Source organism: Faecalibacterium sp. Marseille-P9312 (assembly GCF_902497445.1).
Classification (GTDB): Bacteria; Bacillota; Clostridia; order Oscillospirales; family Ruminococcaceae; genus Faecalibacterium; species Faecalibacterium longum.
On the sequence record NZ_CABVEW010000015.1, the window covers coordinates 23,887 to 40,656 of the forward strand.

Below are 16,770 nucleotides of genomic sequence, written 5' to 3' on the forward strand. Positions count from 1 at the left end.
GTGCAGAGGCGCGGATGCGGGGCTTTTTTGCTTGTTGGTCGCTCAGCCCTTGTGGCTGTCCACAAACTTCACCACATCACCCACCGTGCGCAGGTTCTCGATGGCGTCGTCCGGCACCTCGATGCCAAACTCATCCTCCAGCGTCATCACCATATCCACGATGTCGAGGCTGTCGGCCTCAAAATCGCCCATAATGTCACTGTCCATCGTGATCTTAGCGGGGTCGATGTCCAGCTGTTCTGCCAGCAGTGCGCGGATCTTCTCAAACGTATCCATGATAGCGGTCTCCTTTTGCTTTAATTTCGCATCTTCACGCTGCGCAGACCATGGCAGCCTTTCCCTCCTCCCCTTTGGTGGGCAGACTGTCTCCCTGCGCAGAACGCTCTCTTTCTTTATATCCCATGATATGCTTATTGTCAAGCCCCGTTTTGCATCCGGCATGGTTTTCCGGGCAAAAATTCCGTTCAAAATCTCTCTGCCGCCCCTTTTCTGCTTGACAGAAGGGGGCTATTTTCTTATCATTATAGAGTGGCAAGTTTATGGGGACTGACCAGCAGCCCCAAAGGAGTTTTCAACATGAAGCTTTCATTTACCAAAATGCAGGGCTGTGCCAACGATTATATCTATCTCGACTGCCGCGAAAGCGGTGTGCCGGAGAACATCGCAGCCCTTTCGCAGGACCTCTCCCGCCGCCACTTTTCCATCGGCGCGGACGGAATCATCTGCATCTGCGCCCCGGTGACGGCCGGCGCAGACGGACGGATGCGCATCTTCAACGCCGACGGCAGCGAGGCCCAGATGTGCGGCAACGGCGTACGCTGCGTGGCCGAGTGGCTCTACACCCACGGCGTCGCCAAAGAGACGCTCGTCGTGGACACCAACAGCGGCACCAAGACCATCACCCGCAAGGGCCGCCAGCTCTGGCAGGTGGAGATGGGCGGATACTCCGCCATGGCGGCGGCTCTGCCCGCCGTGAATATGGGCGAAGGCCCGCTGGTGGACTGCCCCCTCACCGTGGAGGACAGGACCTGGCGTGTCACCTGCATCAGCGTGGGCAACCCCCACTGCGTCACCGTCGTGGACGATGTGGACAGCCTCAAGCTCGAGGACATCGGCCCGGCGTTCGAGAAGCACCCGAACTTCCCGGAGCGGGTCAACACCGAGTTCGTGCAGGTGGTGGACTCCACCCACCTGAAAATGCGGGTGTGGGAGCGGGGCAGCGGCGAGACCTGGGCCTGCGGCACCGGCACCTGTGCCACCGTGGCGGCGCTGACCGAGCTGGGCGTCTGCCCCGCCGGGGAGGACGTCCACGTCCAGCTGCGCGGCGGTGAGCTCATCATCCGGGTGCTGCCGGGCAAAAAGCTGCTGATGACCGGCAGCGCTGTCACCGTATGCGAAGGCGTCACTGAAGTTTAAGCATCCTTGCCCTCTCCGTTATGTTTTTGGCTTTCCCTCTGAGGGAGCCGGACGCGGAGCGGCCTGAGAGGGCAAGCCACTTATAAAGAAAGAATTGAGGGAAAGTATCATGAAAATGAACAAACATTACAATGAGCTGAAGGCCAGCTACCTCTTCGTGGACATTGCCCACAAGGTCGCCGCCTATCAGGAGGCACACCCTGAGAAGGAGATCATCCGTCTGGGCATCGGCGATGTGACCCAGCCGCTGGCCAAGTGCGTCGTGGACGCCATGCATGACGCCGTCACCGAGATGGGTACCAAGGAAGGCTTCCACGGCTACGGCCCCGAGCAGGGCTACCCCTTCCTCAAGCAGGCCATTCAGGGCTACTACGCAGGCCGCGGCACCAAGCTGGACGAGGACGAGATCTTCATCTCCGACGGTGCAAAGAGCGACCTTGCCAATGTGCTGGGCCTGTTCGACGTGGACAACACCGTCCTCGTTCCGGACCCCGTCTACCCCACCTATGTGGACGACAACGTCACCGATGGCCGCAAGATCATCTATGGCCGCACCAGTCAGGAGAACGGTTTCCTCGGGATGCCCGACGACAGCGTGAAGGCTGACATCATCTACATCTGCAGCCCCAACAACCCCACCGGCGCTGCCTACACCCGCGACCAGCTCAAGGCATGGGTGGAGTACGCCAGAAAGAACAACGCCATCATCCTCTACGACGCCGCTTACGAGTGCTTCATCTCCGACGGCGAGCTGGCCCGCAGCATCTTCGAGATCGAGGGTGCCCGCGAGTGCGCCATCGAGATCTGCTCCTTCTCCAAGATCGCAGGCTTCACCGGCACCCGCTGCGGCTACACCGTCGTGCCGAAAGATCTGGAACGTGACGGCATGAACATCAACAAGCTCTGGCTGCGCCGCCAGACCACCAAGTTCAACGGTGTGCCTTATGTCGTGCAGCGCGGCGCTGCCGCCGTCTTTACCGAGAGCGGCATGGCTGAGATCCAGCACAACCTCGACTACTACCGCAAGAACGCCAAGGTCATCGCCGACGCTCTGGACGAGTGCGGCGTGTGGTACTGCGGCGGCAAGAACAGCCCCTACATCTGGCTGCGCTGCCCCGGCAGCATGAAGAGCTGGGAGTTCTTCGACTGGCTGCTGGAGAACTGCGGCGTCGTCGGCACCCCGGGCGTGGGCTTCGGCGAGTGCGGTGAGGGCTACTTCCGCCTGACCGCCTTTGGTGACGCCGAGAAGACCAAAGAGGCCGCTGAGCGCATCAAGACCGCCATCCAGGCTCTGTAAATTTTATCGCACAAAAAGAGGGAGGCACCCCGCCGGGGCGCCTCCCTTTTTGCTTGCAGTTCAGCGGTTGAAGGTCGTGCTGAGGGTCGTGCTCCACTCCTCACCGGGGGCGAGGCAGGCCGCAGCGGCACGCTGCTCCCACTCCTGCGGATCGTTCACCGAGGCGGGCAGCGAGTTCCACGGCTCGATGCAGACGAAGCGCACCGGCTTGGACAGGGCCGACCAGATAAGGGTATAGGGGAAACCGGCCACATCGCAGACGATGCTGCGGCCCGTGTCCTTCTCGTAGATGCCCAGCGTCCTGGTGCGCAGGCCCGCCATGCAGAAGCTGTCGTTGTCGAAGAGGTCGTTGGTCAGCTGGATGGCCTGCTGGTTCTTCCACTGGTAGTAGCATTTGCCCGTCAGCAGGCCGCCCCCGCTGGCGTCGAGGATGACCGGGCTCTCGGGCTGGTCGAAGCGGAACTCGTAGTCCTCGACGGTGTGGCTGTCATCGAACGGCACCTGAAAGGCCGGGTGGTAGCCGATGCCGAACCGCAGCTCTTCGGCACCGGGGTTCGAGACGGTGAGGGTGTGGTGAAGGGTCTTTCCGTCCAGCCGGAAGGTACTGGTGAGCACGAAGTCGAAGGGGAACTTCTCCGCCTTCATGGCCTCATCCGGGCGCAGCTCGAGCTGGATGGTGTCGCCCTCCGCTTTCAGCAGGGTGTGCTCCACGTCCCGGGCAAAACCGTGCTGGCCGCCCTTGTAGGTCTTGCCGCCATGGGTGAAGCTGCCGCCTTTAAGCTTGCCCGTCCACGGGAAGAGGATGGGCGCGTGGCGCTTCCAGACCGCCGGGTCGGCCTGCCAGAGCAGCTCCTCCCCCGCCGCGTTCTTCAGGCTGACGGCCTCGGCACCGTGAGTGTCCACCGTAAGGCTCAGAAATTCGTTTTGAATGGTCGCCTGCATTTTCAGTATCTCCTTTGTCCTTCTTATTTTCCGGGGCCTGCTGTTTCCAGTATACTCCCCCGTGTGCCAAAAATAAAGCCCCCTTCCCATGCTTGCACAAATCGTCACTGGGCAAAAGCCTTCACCCCTTGGGGACAGATTTCCCCCGACCGGGGGAAGCCTTTATTCGGAAGCACGATTTCCATGCTCTGCTTGCTTCAACAGGGCTGTGCCAGCGGCAGGGTGACGACAAAGGTAGTGCCGTTTTCGCTGCTGCTCTCCACAGTCACACTGCCGCCGTGCAGTACGGCGATCTCCCGCACAAGGGTAAGGCCAAGCCCCACGCCGCCCATCTCCCGGCTGCGGGACTTATCCACCCGGAAAAAGGGCTGGAAGATGCTCTCCCGGCAGTCTGCGGGGATGCCCGGGCCGGTATCCGCAACGCGCAGCACGGCAGTTTGCTTTTCCCGCCGCAGAGTGACGCGCACCGCACCGTCGAGGCGGTTATACTTGATACCGTTTTCCACCAGATTGAACACCAGTCGGTAGATCAACGCATCACTGCCCACCATGCCCAGTTCCGCGCAGTCCTGCTGCAAGGAGATATTGTTTTTCTGGGCAAGGGGGGTCAGGTCGGTCAAAATTTCCTCCACCAGCGGTGCAAGGGCGATCTGGTCAGTACGGGAGATCGATTGCAGATTGCTCATCTCTAATAAAGTGCGCACAAGGGCGGTCAGGCGATCCAGTTGCTCCCGCAGAGAGCTGACCAGCCCGGCAGTCTCGGCATCCATGGCTGGGTGCTCCTCTGCAAACAGTTCCAGCTTCGTCTGCAAAATAGCCAGCGGGGTGCGCAGCTCGTGGGCTGCGTTGCCCGCAAACTGCCGTTGTAATTCAAAGGACTGTGCCAGGCCATCCAGCATCCGGTTTACCGACCGGCTCAACTGCCCGAATTCCTGCACGGTATCTTCGTCCAGACGGACGGTAGCAATGCTGTCCTGATCGACCCGCTGCGCCTGCTGCGCAAGCTGCTGCAACGGTTTCAGAGCTCTGCCGCTGACAAAATAAGCGATGGCCGCGCTGAGGATGGTGACCACAGCAGTGATGCACCAGCCCTTGCGGCCAAAAACCACCTTTGCATCGTAGACTTCCTGTGAAAAATGCGCCAGCAGGCTGGACATTTCCTCCTGCGGGATCTCGATGGTCAAGGAATCCTCACTGCCGGGCTGATACTGCATCATAAAGCCGTTGAGGGCATCCATGCCGGTTGCACCGGTGCGGTATAAAAGCAGGTTCATGCACACGCAGGCACAGGCGATGAGCAGCGCCGTCAGCAGGGTGATGCGCCATTGCAGGGACAACCGTTTCATTGTACCTCTCCTCCGATCTCGTAGCCTTCCCCGATGCGGTTGCGGATGGGGTCGTAGCCCAGCACCGCCCGCAGCTTTTTGCGCAGGGCAGAGATATGTACCCGGATGGAGTTGCTGAAACTGTCCACGCTTCCGTCCCAGACGTGCTCAATCAGCTCTTCCTGACTGACCGGGCGTCCCTGATGCAGCAGCAGATATTCCAGTACGCCGCTCTCCTTCCGCGTCAGGGCAAGGGTCTGACCATCCACCGTGGCAACGCGGCTGCGGGTGTTGAAGCTGAGCCGCCCGCAGCACAGGCAGACGTCCTGCTGGATGAACTTGCGCCGGGTCAGGCTGCGCACCCGGGCTTCCAATTCTGCAAGGTGGAATGGCTTGGAAAGATAATCGTTCGCCCCGGCATCCAGCCCCTCCACCTTATCTGAAATTTCACTGCGCGCTGATAAGATCAGCACACAGGTCTCAAGGTCGTGCTGCCGTAAGCTGCGCAACACCTGCATCCCGTCCACCTTGGGCAGATTGAGGTCCAGCAGTACAAGGTCGTACCGCTCTGCCGTCAGCGCTTCCAATGCGGCTTCGCCGTCTGCACAGGCGTCCACCTCGTACCCGGACAACCGCAGCTTCCGGGCAATGTCCTCCCGCAGGGAGTGCTCGTCCTCTACCACCAAAAGGCGCATTTTGTTTTCCACCCTTCCCGTAAAAAATCCATTTCTTGCGTTTTTCTTCATTATAACAGATTATAGCAGACGGTGTTAAGATTCGTGTTAAGATTTTCCTAGGGTGTATCTGAAAAGTCGAAAATTTAGTCTATTTCTACAAGCACAGCTGGATTTTGCGTTAAACAGCCTTGAAATCCACAAAGGATTCCTGCGGCTATTTGCCTTAAATCCCGCTTGTGCTTGCGAAATATTCGTCATTTTCTTTGTTTTCAGATACACCTTAGCAGAAATTTTATCCCGCATGGTGTATACTGGTGCCATCAAACAACAGGAGGCTATGATGTTCATGCCAAAAAAACAGGCGCAGCTGCTTTTGCTTGCTGCCGGGGTACTGATGCTGCTGTTCGGCGTATGGCGGGGCGAGGCAGACACCGTATTTTCAAAAGCCATCCGGCTGTGTATGGAGTGTGTGGGCATTGGATAAGAAAAAATTAAATCCCCTTGCCCGGTTCCGGGGCTTTATACAGGCCGGAGCGACCCTTTTAACCAACATCCACCTGCCCAACTTTGCTAAAGGAACGCTGTATCAGGGCAATGGAAAATACGTCTGCGTCCCGGGGCTGAACTGCTATTCCTGCCCGGGCGCTGCCGGTGCCTGCCCGGTGGGGGCGTTTCAGGCGGTAGTGGGCTCTTCCAAATTCCGCTTTTCCTACTACATCACCGGCATTCTCATCCTTTTCGGGGTGCTGCTGGGACGGTTCATCTGCGGTTTCCTCTGCCCGTTCGGGTGGTTTCAGGAGCTTTTGCACAAGATTCCCTCTCCCAAGCTTTCCACCAAAAAGCTAAAGCCGCTGCGCTATTTAAAGTATGCGGTGCTGCTGGTCATGGTGGTGCTGCTGCCATTGCTGGCGGTCAACGAGCTGGGCATGGGCGACCCCTTCTTCTGCAAATATCTCTGCCCACAGGGCGTGCTGGAAGGCGCCCTTCCCCTCTCCCTGACCAATGCTGGCATCCGCGCCGCGCTGGGCAAGCTGTTCACATGGAAAGCCTGCATTCTGCTGGCAGTCATTATGGGCAGCGTGGTGTTCTACCGCCCCTTCTGCAAGTGGCTGTGCCCGCTGGGCGCGTTTTATGCGCTGCTGAACAAGGTCTCGCTGTTCCAGATGCGTGTAGACACCCACAAATGCGTCTCCTGCGGCGCCTGCGCAAGGGCCTGTAAGATGGACGTAGACATTACCAAGACCCCCAACCACGCCGAATGTATCCGCTGTGGGATGTGTATGAAAGCCTGCCCCACGGACGCCATCCAGTACAAGTTCGGGCTGGGAGACCAATCAAACACCGAAACAACAAAGGAGTAAAACCATGAAATTCAACCGTGTAACCGCACTTTTGCTCAGCCTTACGCTGGCTTTCAGCCTTGCCGCCTGCGGGCAGGGCGCGTCCTCTGCATCTTCTGCATCCTCTTCTTCTGCCGCTTCCTCTGCGGCAGCGGAAACCAAGACCGAGGAGCAGCTGCTGGCCGAGGAAAACGAGATCCTTTCCGCAAACGATGCCCTGTGGGAGAAGGTGTTCGCTTCCATGGACAAAAACATGACTGAGACCACCCTCAGCACGAACTACGGCGATTTTCTGCGCAGCTCCGTGGAAAAGACAAAGGACCAATTCTCGGATGAGGAGTACAAGACCCTGACCGCCGATGCAGAAAAAATCCGTGCCATCGAGGAGCAGATTGCCACCCTTGCCCTCGCGGACGCGGCCGCTTCCGGCGCTGCCGCACAGGGCACTGCCTTCCCCCAGTTTGAGGGCAGCGATTTAGAGGGCAACCCGGTGGACAACAGTCTGTTTGCGGGCAACGCCTTTACGGTGGTGAACTTCTGGTTCAACGGCTGCAAGCCCTGCGTAGAGGAACTGGACGACCTGAACGCCCTGAACGAGAAGGTCAAGGCACAGGGCGGCGAGGTTGTCGGCATCAACACCGAGACGCTAGACGGCAACCAGCAGGGCATTGATGCCGCCAAAAAACTGCTGGCTGCAACGGGCGCAAGCTACCGCAACATCTATTTTGCCTCCGGCAGCGACGCCGGCAAGTTTGCGCTGAACATCATGGCCTTCCCCACCACCTACGTTTTTGACCGGGACGGCAACGTTGTGGGCCAGCCCCTGCTGGGCGGCATCGACAAGGAAGAAAACCTTGCCGCCCTGCAAAAAAATATTGACGCTGCCCTTTCCAAGGACAACGCCAAATAAGCTATTCTCCCCTGCCACGGAAATCAACTTTTAGAGTTCGTCCCAGAGCAGCCGGATGAGGGGCAATTTCCCGTAAGCTGCTGCTCGTTTGCGCCCTCATCAGTCACCTGCGGTGACAGCTTCCCCCCAACCGGGGGAAGCCTTTAGAGAAAATTTGATTTCTGTAATTCCCTGCCGCCTACGGGCGGCTTTTTTTGTTTGCACCGGGCATTGTCATGCACGCCCGGGCGCCGGACGGAATACGCTGGGGCAAAAGCATACTTTTACCAGCAAAGGAGCGTATCTCCATGAAGAACACCGGAACTCTCCGCATCCAGGCCTTTGCGGCCCGTCAGTCCAGCCCTGTCGAGGGTGTGACCGTCACCGTCAGCGGCAACGGCTTCACCGCCACCCGCCTGACCGACGCCGAAGGCAACGCCGACGACGTCACCCTTACCACCCCCGCCTGTGCTCTCTCGCTGGACGAGAACAACACCACGCAGCGCCCCTACGCGGTCTGTGACCTCGTGGCCTCCAAGACCGGCTACCGCACCGTCCGCATCCAGGGCGTGCAGGTCTTTCCCGGGCAGGTGACGCTGGCCCAGCCCGAGATGATACCCGACACCGAGGAGATTCGGGACACGCCCAACGTCCCCATCGTCATCCCACCTCACAGCCTCTTCACCGGCGACGGCGGCAGCGGCCCGAACCCGTTCCTCTCCTGTACGCCGCGGGTGCTGGACCGGGTCATCATCCCGAAGAACATCACCGTCCATCTCGGCAGGCCCGCCGCCTCGGCCCGGAACGTCACCGTCTCGTTCCGCAGCTATATCGCCAACGTGGCGTCCAGTGAGGTGTATCCGACCTGGGCTGACGAAAATAGCCCAGCGGGGCAGTCGAACTGCCTGCCGACTCAGAAATTCCATTCGATCGTTATTTTTTGTTCTCCGGTAAGCGGATCTTTTGGGCTGACAATAACACGATGGACCAACAGTACAACAAGTTCGCGGGTCAACTGCGAAACCTGTGACAGTTCACGGACACGCTGCCTCTGTGTCTGGACTCCACCGGTTTCTTCCTGCTGTTGTTCCAGTTCCGTTTCCAATGTATCGATCCGGGTCTCTGCCTTTTTCACTTCTTCCAGAAAGGTCTGGTTCATTTCAGAAAACTGAACGGTATCAATCAGACCAGACACCTTATCCAGATACAACTCCTGCATGGCCTTGCGCCGCCGGGCTGCTTCGCTCTTCAACCGCTTCAGCTCGTCGCGCCTGGCCTGCTCTCGCTGCCGGATGGGGTCATCCTGTTCTGGAAGGGTAACTTTTTCAGGGTCAAAATAGTCTGCCGCATACGCCCGGATACGTTCCAGTACCGCATTCTCCAATGCGTTCATATCGGTACAGGTCTTGTTGCCGCACACTTCCGGTGCGCGCTGGTGCATCCGGCAGCGAACATAGCGTCTTTGTGTTCCATCCGCTCTCGGCTGACGGCCAGTTTGCTCCATGCAGCTGCCACAGCATCCACAAACCACTTTTTTTGCCAGCGGATGGATCGTTCCCTTCTCGCCGCTCCGGGTGCGCTCCTGCATCATCCTCTGGACCGTTTCAAACATTTCCCGCTCAATGATCGCTTCATGCGTATTTTCTACAACGATCCACTGCGATTTTGGAAGCCAAATCGTCTTTTCAGACTTGTAACTTATCTTTTTATGCTTTCCCTGCACCATATTTCCGATATAAAGCTGATCATGTAATATTTGATATACGGTGGGACTGCTCCAAAGAGCCGCATTTGTATTCTTTAATGCACTGCGGTAATGGATGCCATGCAGCTGCTTATAGGCTGTTGGGCTTGGAATTTTTTCGTCATTCAGGATGCGTGCGATCTTGTGTGCGCCGATCCCGTTAAGAGCCATGGAGAAGATCCGCCTTACCACTTCGGCCGCTTCCGGGTCGATGATGAGTTTTCCTTTTGCATTTGGGTCTTTGCAGTATCCATACCGTGCAAAAGAGCCGATGAACAGCCCCTCTTTCCGCTTGTGGTCAAGCACCGAGCGGACATTGGTGGACAGATCTTCCAGATACCACTCGTTGATCAGGCCGTTGATCTGGCGGGATTTTTTGTTCGCGGTATCGTTGGTATCCACATGGTCTACCACCGCAATGAAGCGGACGCCCCACTCCATGAACTTTCCGTGCAGATACTTTTCCACGAGCTCCATGTCACGGGTGAAACGGGATTGTGTTTTGGCCAGTACCACATCAAACCGATGTTCGCTTGCGGCTTGCAGCATCGAATTGAATGCCGGACGGTTCCGGTCGATGCCGGAATAGTCCTCATCCGAATAGATCTGGTAAATCTCAAATCCTTTCTCCAGGGCGTACTGGAGCAGCATCGACTTTTGATTCTGAATGCTCTCCGATTCACCAATTTTATCTTCATCTTCTTTGCTCAGGCGGCAATAAATTGCTGCTTTCATGATCTGCCCCCTTCTTTTTGTACACGAGCATCCATGCGCAGCATAACGCATCTCTCCTTCCAATTCAGGGATGCCGCATCAGGCGCAGGAGCTTGGAGGAACGGCATTGAGCAATCCATCGATGATATATCGCTCAAATTCCTTTTGAAACCGTTCTTTGCGCTGTTCATTGTTGTCCGAACGAAATTTTTCGTGCAGAATAAAAGGAGTTTTTTTCATCGAATCCCCCTTTTCGGTCCATCTGGTCGTGATATGGGTCACTTCAGTCTATTTCCAGTCAGCGAAATTCAGAACTTTCCATATTTTTTATGCAAAATATGGAAAGACGTTCAAAATCAACTTGAAACGCCTTTGCCGCAATGGTACAATTATACTGTCATTTTATGGAAACTCGGCGCAAAGCCCCGTGCGGACAGGCCGCAAGCGTCGGAGTTCCTGTGGGATGTGTAAGAGTAGCTAAGGCAGCACTGCGCTCCTGCACTTGCGTAGTATTGCTTTCCGAAAATGTGAGAAAGTATATTTATATGATGAAAAAGATCTCCCGCCGCTCGTTTTTGCAGGTCTGCGGCATTACTGCGGCAGCGGCAGCACTGACCGCCTGCGGCGGCACTAAGACCGAAACGGCTAAAAAAGACGCTACTCACGAAGCCATCACCTTTATGGCACCTTATAAGGAGATAGAAGCCTTTATTGAGCAGGTACACAGCGTTTACCCGGAAGTGAACATCGAGGTCGTGCCCTACAGCGGCGATAACACCACCACCTGTCTGCAGAATATGTTTGCGGCGGGCGACCTGCCGGACGTCTGCACCTTGACCTACTACGACCCCCGGATCGATCTGGTCTCCGACAAACTGCTGGACCTTTCCGGCTACGATTTTACGGATAACTATGTGGAGTCCCGTCTGCAGGACGTGTTCGACAACGGTGCCATCTACCTGCTGCCCTCGACCTACAACTGCTACGGCATCACCTACAACAAGACCCTGCTGAAGAAATACGGCTGGGAGCTGCCCAATTCTTTCGCTGAGCTGGAAGAACTGGCCGCAAAGACAAAGGAAGCCGGGGTCGATCTCTGTCTGCCGCAGATCCAGTACCCGGGCTACGGTTTCCAGTACCTGTGCAACATTGCGGATGCCGATTTCCTCGGCACACTGGACGGCAGGCTGTGGCAGCGGGATTATCTGTCCGGTAAGGCAAATGTCAGCAATACCCCCGGCATGATGCAGGCCATGGCCTATGTCCAGAAGTGGAAGGACATCGGGATGCTGAACGACTCCGGCGATGCTCTTGACGACAATGTGACCCGGCAGAGGATGACCGAGGGGAACACCCTGTTTCTGATCGGAAACACCAACGGCATTGTGGAGGCAGACGGCAACGCCGATAAATTCGGCCTGATGCCGTATCTTTCCGAGGACGGCACCCAGAACGTCTTTGTGCTGAATGTGAACCGCTTCTACGGTCTGAATAAAAAGCTGGAGCAGGACCCCCAGAAACTGGAAGATGCGCTCAAGGTGATGCGTGTGCTTTCCACCGTTGCAGGCACCAGCGCTCTGCAGCCCGCAACGGCGTTGAAAAGCAGCCTGCTGCCCTTCAAGGACGCAAAAGCGGACGGCACCTACTATGCCGACATCGCCGATGCCCTGAACGCAGGCAACACCGCGCCCTTTATCTATTCCGGCTGGGAAAACACCATCGTGACCACCGGCCTTAAAATGCTGGACTTCATGAAGGGCAACGCCACCATGGAGGATGTCATCCGTCAGATGGACGAGGATCAGGATAGTGTGGTGAACAACACCCCGGATGTCATCACTACCGTCACCGAAGAACTTTCGCAGGAGGACTGCGCCATGCTGGTGGGGCGCTGCTTCGCACAGGCCACCGACAGCGACCTTGCGCTGGTCTCACTGAGCACATGGATCCCCGGCAACCCCACCGATCAGAACCACCACGGCGTAGCGGCCAAACTGTACGCCAAGGATATTACGGATTACGACCTTTCGGTCATTCTGCCCACCGGCTGGAACCGCACCATCCAGACCGTCACCCTAACCGGGCAGCAGATCAGCGGCCTGCTTGCTTCTGGTTACGATGCCTACGGCAACGGCAAGGGCTACCCCTATGTGCTGGTAAGCCCGGTGCAGCCGGAGGCGGACAAAACTTATCAGGTAGCCATCTGCGGTGTGAGCGACCAGCTGGCTGCCGAAGCAACGGTCACAGACAGCGGCGTGGTGGGCATGGATGCCGCAAAAGCCTTCTTTGGCGCATACACCACCATCAGCCGGGCAGATACCGCATGGAGCTGAACAAAACGGACAGGAGATACTGGATGTGAACAACAAAATCTATAAAAAGCTGTTTGGCGGCTTCGGCTTTGTCATCATCGTGTCGCTCCTGACCCTTTTTGTCATGAGCCAGACCTACATCCAGAACCTTGTCTACCATGAGCGGCTGAGCCAGATGGAAGAAGTCACCCACCAGATGTTCCACAGTCTGGAAGATGTCATCGACACCCACTGGGACGAGGTGGATGTACAATGCAATTATTTGTACTACACCACGCTAAAGACCGATACCGATCTCTACCGCTATCTGAAAAAGCTGTCGGAGCTTTCCAATTACCATGAAAAACAGATCGAACTGGTAGCCGTGGATTCTGCCGGACATTATTATACCGAGTATGGCCGCATGGGGCTGCTGCGGGGAATGAACTATCTGGAAAGCGCACCGGAGTGGGTCAGCTATGTTTCCAACTCGCTGACCGAGGACGACTCCCGGATGGTATTTCTGGAGCAGCTTTCCACCCCCATCACACTGCAAAGCGGAGAAAAAGAGATCACCCTGCGCTACTTTGGCATCTCCCAGAGCATGACCCAGCTGAACGATTATTTCCGCTGTGACGCCTACGAAAACAACAACAGCGTCTATGTGCTGGATCACGATGGCTTCAAGCTGTTTAACGCCAATGACACCGAGCTGCTGAAGGGACACAACGTATACACCGTCCTCTCCCAGATGTCCTATCTGCACGGCTCTTCCTTTGCGGGGGCAAAGGAGCGGCTTGCCCGCACAGGCTCCTGCTATTCCAACGCCGTGCTGGATGGGACTGAGTATTTCTACGCCCTGAAGCAGATGGAAAACGCCCAGTGGACACTGGCGTTCCTTGTTCCGGCAGAATATGTGGCCGTGAATACGCAGAAGCTGGTCAACATCGTCATGGTCATCATCATCGTCATTGCGATGATGTTCTCGGTCATAACAGTTTTCGTCGGCTGGTTTCTCCTGCGGCAAAAGCAGCAGCAGGAGCTGCGGGCTGAAAAAGAAGCGAACCTCCGTCTGGAACAATACAACATCCATCTGACGCAGGTAAACGATGAGCTGCGGCAGGCGCAGGATGCTGCCGCAGAGGCGTTACAGTCCGCAGAGCGCGCCAGCAAGGCCAAGACGGACTTCCTCTCCAACATGAGCCACGACATCCGTACCCCCATGAACGCCATCATCGGCATTACCACCCTGATGAAAAACGAGCTGCACCAGCCGGAAAAGCTGGCCGAACATCTGGACAAGCTGGAAACTTCCGGTCAGCTGCTGCTGGGCATCATCAACAATATTCTGGACATGAGCCGCATCGAGAGCGGCAAGACCACCCTGAATGTGGAAAAAATGAACCTGCCCCAGCAGGTCAGCCAGCTGGACAGCATCATCCGTCAGCAGGCAGGCCAGCGCCGCCAGACCTTTACGGTAAACACCCATCTGCAGCACGAAAACGTACTGGCAGACCCCAACCGCCTGAATCAGGTGCTGATGAACATCCTCTCCAACGCGGTCAAATATACGCCCAAGGGCGGGCATATCCGGTTGGAGATGGAAGAGCTGCCCCGGAACGAGCACTTCGCCCGGTACCGCTTTGTGGTGCAGGATGACGGCATCGGCATGAGCGAGGAGTTTCAAAAGACCCTTTTTGACCCCTTTACCCGCGAGGAAAGATCCGGCACCAATAAGGTGCAGGGCACCGGCCTTGGCATGGCCATCACCAGGAGCATCGTAGACCTGATGGGCGGTTCCATCAGCGTGGAGAGCGCCCCCGGTAAGGGTACCCGCTTTGAGGTCGTGCTGGAATTTCCCATTGATGCCGAAGCAGATACGGTGCAAGAGGCACAGGTGCTCCCGGAGGAAGAAGAGACCGCTTCTCCCCTGTCCGGCATGAAGTTCCTCTGCGCCGAGGATAACGCCATCAACGCCGAGATCCTGGAAATGCTGCTGGAGTCCAAGGGCGCAAGCTGCACCGTCTGCTCCAACGGTCAGGAGATCGTGGATGCCTTTGCCAGCGTCAAGCCCGGCGAGTACGACATGATTTTGATGGACGTGCAGATGCCGGTGATGGACGGCCTGGAGGCCACCCGCCGCATCCGCAATGGCGAAAATCCGCTGGGCAGGATCATCCCCATCCTTGCCATGACCGCCAACGCCTTCCTTGAGGATATGCAAAAGAGCAAGGAAGCCGGCATGGACGAACATCTCTCCAAACCCGTTGACATTGCAGCTCTGGAACAGACGGTGAAACGCTTCCGCGTTACCCCTCCCCATTAAAAATAGCGGAAAAGCGCGTTTCCGCAGATGAAACACACAAATGATGTAGAAGAGGGTCAGAACGTGAATACACTTTCCGAGATCGAGGAATATTACAAAGCGCGTGAGCAGCAGCTGTTGAAAAAACTTCATCAACAGGGAGCCGCTCTTGCCGCAGCGGAGCAGGCGCTGAAACAACTGACCGAAAATCAGAAAGTATCGGAGGACGAAACAGCCCGACAGCGCGCTGCACGGGAGCAGCAGCTCAAAGACGAGCTTTATCGGGATCCGCTGACAGGAATTTACAACCGCCGCTATTACGAAGAAGTTGCCCGCAAAACCATCGGCCCGGCGGGTGTCGCACTGATGGATGTGGATGATTTCAAGATCTGCAACGATACCTATGGGCATTACGCCGGAGATATGGCACTGAAAACGGTGGCAAACACCATCCAGTCCTGCATCCGGAAGTCGGACCTGCTCATCCGCTACGGCGGAGACGAATTTCTGCTGGTGTTACCCGGCATTCCGGGAGACTTTTTGCAGACCAAACTGGAACAGATCTGCACCGCCGCGCAGATGGCATCTGTACCCGGCTATTCGCATTTTCGTATCTCGCTGAGCATTGGCGGAACGATACAGTCCCTCGCCGACCCTATGGAAAACATCGTTCGCCGGGCGGATCGGCTGATGTATCAGGCAAAGTGCCGCAAGAATGCCGTCATGGTGGAGGTTCCGGGGCATAACCTGGCGGCTTTGGAAAAACTTTTGCAGAACAAGCCACAGATCTTACTTGTGGATGACTCCGCAATGAACCGCATGATGCTGACAGAGATCCTGGGAGACAGTTACCACATTCTGGAAGCCGAAAACGGACAGGAATGCATGGAAAAATTGCAGGCCGAAACCGGAAACATTGCACTGGTGCTGCTGGACATCAATATGCCCGTTATGGACGGCTTTGAAGTGCTGAAAGCCATGAATACCAACCACACCATCGAGGATATCCCGGTCATTATGATCTCCAGCGAGGACTCCGATGCGACGATCCGGCGTTCCTATGAGCTGGGCGCAAGTGATTATGTCAATCGCCCCTTCGATGCTCGTATCGTGTACCGCCGTGTGACCAACACCATCAAGCTGTACGCCAAGCAGCGGCGGCTGGTGCAGATGGTCTCTGAGCAGATCCGCGCCCGTGAAAATAATACGGATACGCTGGTGGGTGTGCTGAGTCATATCGTAGAATTCCGCAACGGCGAAAGCGGCGCCCATGTGCGGCACATCCGTATCATCACCGAGCTGCTGCTCCGCCGTCTGTTGGAGACCAGCAGCAGATACTCGATCACTGCGGAACAGCAGGATATGATCCCGCTGGCTTCTGCCCTGCACGACATCGGAAAAATCGGCATTGACGAAAAGGTCCTTAATAAGCCCGGCAAACTGACCCCGGAGGAATTCGAGGTCATGAAGACCCACAGTATGCTGGGAGCCAAGATGCTGCATGATCTGGATAATTTTGCCGAGCAGCCGCTGCTGCAAACGGCCTACGAGATCGCCCGCTGGCACCACGAACGCTGGGATGGGCGCGGCTACCCGGATGGACTGAAGGGCGATGAGATCCCCATCAGCGCACAACTGGTCTCGCTGGCTGATGTGTACGATGCACTGACCAGCGAACGCTGCTACAAAAAAGCCTTCTCCCACAAAAAAGCCGTGCAGATGATCCTGAACGGCGAGTGCGGAGCGTTCAACCCGCTGCTGCTGCAGTGCCTGACGGATATTCAGGCTGACCTGAAAGAAGAATTACAGCAGCACAACTGAGCAATGGAT

Annotated in this window: 14 protein-coding genes; 9 read left to right on the top strand and 5 right to left on the bottom strand. The window is 56.8% G+C overall.

Annotated elements, in window-relative coordinates; genetic code table 11:
• Positions 1-42: 42 nt before the first annotated feature.
• A complete protein-coding gene (gene acpP, locus F3G95_RS11120; RefSeq protein ID WP_015564715.1) occupies positions 43-276 on the bottom strand; it encodes an acyl carrier protein in 234 nt (77 codons plus the stop codon).
• 300 nt (positions 277-576) lie between these two features.
• Between acpP and dapF the strand changes: the two genes are divergently transcribed.
• Positions 577-1,416: a diaminopimelate epimerase gene (dapF, locus tag F3G95_RS11125; RefSeq protein ID WP_149794981.1), complete on the top strand. Its 840-nt coding sequence runs from the start codon at positions 577-579 to the stop codon at positions 1,414-1,416.
• Between the two features lie 109 nt (positions 1,417-1,525).
• On the top strand, positions 1,526-2,713 hold the full coding sequence (locus F3G95_RS11130; protein ID WP_149794982.1) for an LL-diaminopimelate aminotransferase: 1,188 nt from the start codon (positions 1,526-1,528) through the stop codon (positions 2,711-2,713).
• Between the two features lie 60 nt (positions 2,714-2,773).
• Here F3G95_RS11130 and F3G95_RS11135 read toward each other — a convergent pair whose 3' ends face one another.
• From F3G95_RS11135 to F3G95_RS11145, 3 genes are all read right to left on the bottom strand, one after another.
• On the bottom strand, positions 2,774-3,655 hold the full coding sequence (locus F3G95_RS11135; protein WP_149794983.1) for an aldose 1-epimerase family protein: 882 nt from the start codon (positions 3,653-3,655) through the stop codon (positions 2,774-2,776).
• Positions 3,656-3,852: 197 nt separating this feature from the next.
• The gene (locus F3G95_RS11140; RefSeq protein ID WP_149794984.1) at positions 3,853-5,001 is read right to left on the bottom strand and encodes a HAMP domain-containing sensor histidine kinase; all 1,149 of its coding nucleotides are present in this window, start codon (positions 4,999-5,001) and stop codon (positions 3,853-3,855) included.
• Positions 4,998-5,675, bottom strand: a complete 678-nt coding sequence (locus tag F3G95_RS11145) for a response regulator transcription factor (protein ID WP_149795017.1) — start codon at positions 5,673-5,675, stop codon at positions 4,998-5,000. The genes F3G95_RS11140 and F3G95_RS11145 overlap by 4 nt, the downstream gene beginning before the upstream one ends.
• Positions 5,676-5,997: 322 nt before the next feature.
• Here F3G95_RS11145 and F3G95_RS14090 point away from each other — a divergent pair, with 322 nt between their 5' ends.
• From F3G95_RS14090 to F3G95_RS11160, 3 genes are read left to right on the top strand one after another with little or no spacing between them, the layout of a single operon-like run.
• Positions 5,998-6,141, top strand: coding sequence for a CD1871A family CXXC motif-containing protein (locus tag F3G95_RS14090; RefSeq protein WP_347562913.1), 144 nt, complete (start codon positions 5,998-6,000; stop codon positions 6,139-6,141).
• A complete protein-coding gene (locus F3G95_RS11155; RefSeq protein ID WP_149794985.1) occupies positions 6,134-7,018 on the top strand; it encodes a 4Fe-4S binding protein in 885 nt (294 codons plus the stop codon). The genes F3G95_RS14090 and F3G95_RS11155 overlap by 8 nt, the downstream gene beginning before the upstream one ends.
• 4 nt (positions 7,019-7,022) lie before the next feature.
• Positions 7,023-7,907: a TlpA disulfide reductase family protein gene (locus tag F3G95_RS11160; RefSeq protein ID WP_149794986.1), complete on the top strand. Its 885-nt coding sequence runs from the start codon at positions 7,023-7,025 to the stop codon at positions 7,905-7,907.
• Positions 7,908-8,799: 892 nt separating this feature from the next.
• Here the strand turns inward: F3G95_RS11160 and F3G95_RS11170 are convergent.
• Positions 8,800-10,365 (bottom strand): recombinase family protein, encoded by a 1,566-nt coding sequence (locus F3G95_RS11170; protein WP_149794987.1) that lies wholly within the window; start codon positions 10,363-10,365, stop codon positions 8,800-8,802.
• Positions 10,366-10,398: 33 nt separating this feature from the next.
• On the opposite strand from F3G95_RS11170, the gene F3G95_RS11175 reads away from it, so the two are divergent.
• From F3G95_RS11175 to F3G95_RS11190, 4 genes are all read left to right on the top strand, one after another.
• Positions 10,399-10,815: a hypothetical protein gene (locus F3G95_RS11175; protein WP_149794988.1), complete on the top strand. Its 417-nt coding sequence runs from the start codon at positions 10,399-10,401 to the stop codon at positions 10,813-10,815.
• Positions 10,816-10,889: 74 nt separating this feature from the next.
• Positions 10,890-12,677: an extracellular solute-binding protein gene (locus F3G95_RS11180; RefSeq protein ID WP_149794989.1), complete on the top strand. Its 1,788-nt coding sequence runs from the start codon at positions 10,890-10,892 to the stop codon at positions 12,675-12,677.
• A gap of 25 nt (positions 12,678-12,702) precedes the next feature.
• A complete protein-coding gene (locus F3G95_RS11185; RefSeq protein ID WP_149794990.1) occupies positions 12,703-14,961 on the top strand; it encodes an ATP-binding protein in 2,259 nt (752 codons plus the stop codon).
• A 63-nt stretch (positions 14,962-15,024) separates the two neighbouring features.
• Positions 15,025-16,761 (top strand): diguanylate cyclase, encoded by a 1,737-nt coding sequence (locus tag F3G95_RS11190; RefSeq protein WP_347562912.1) that lies wholly within the window; start codon positions 15,025-15,027, stop codon positions 16,759-16,761.
• Positions 16,762-16,770 lie beyond the last annotated feature (9 nt).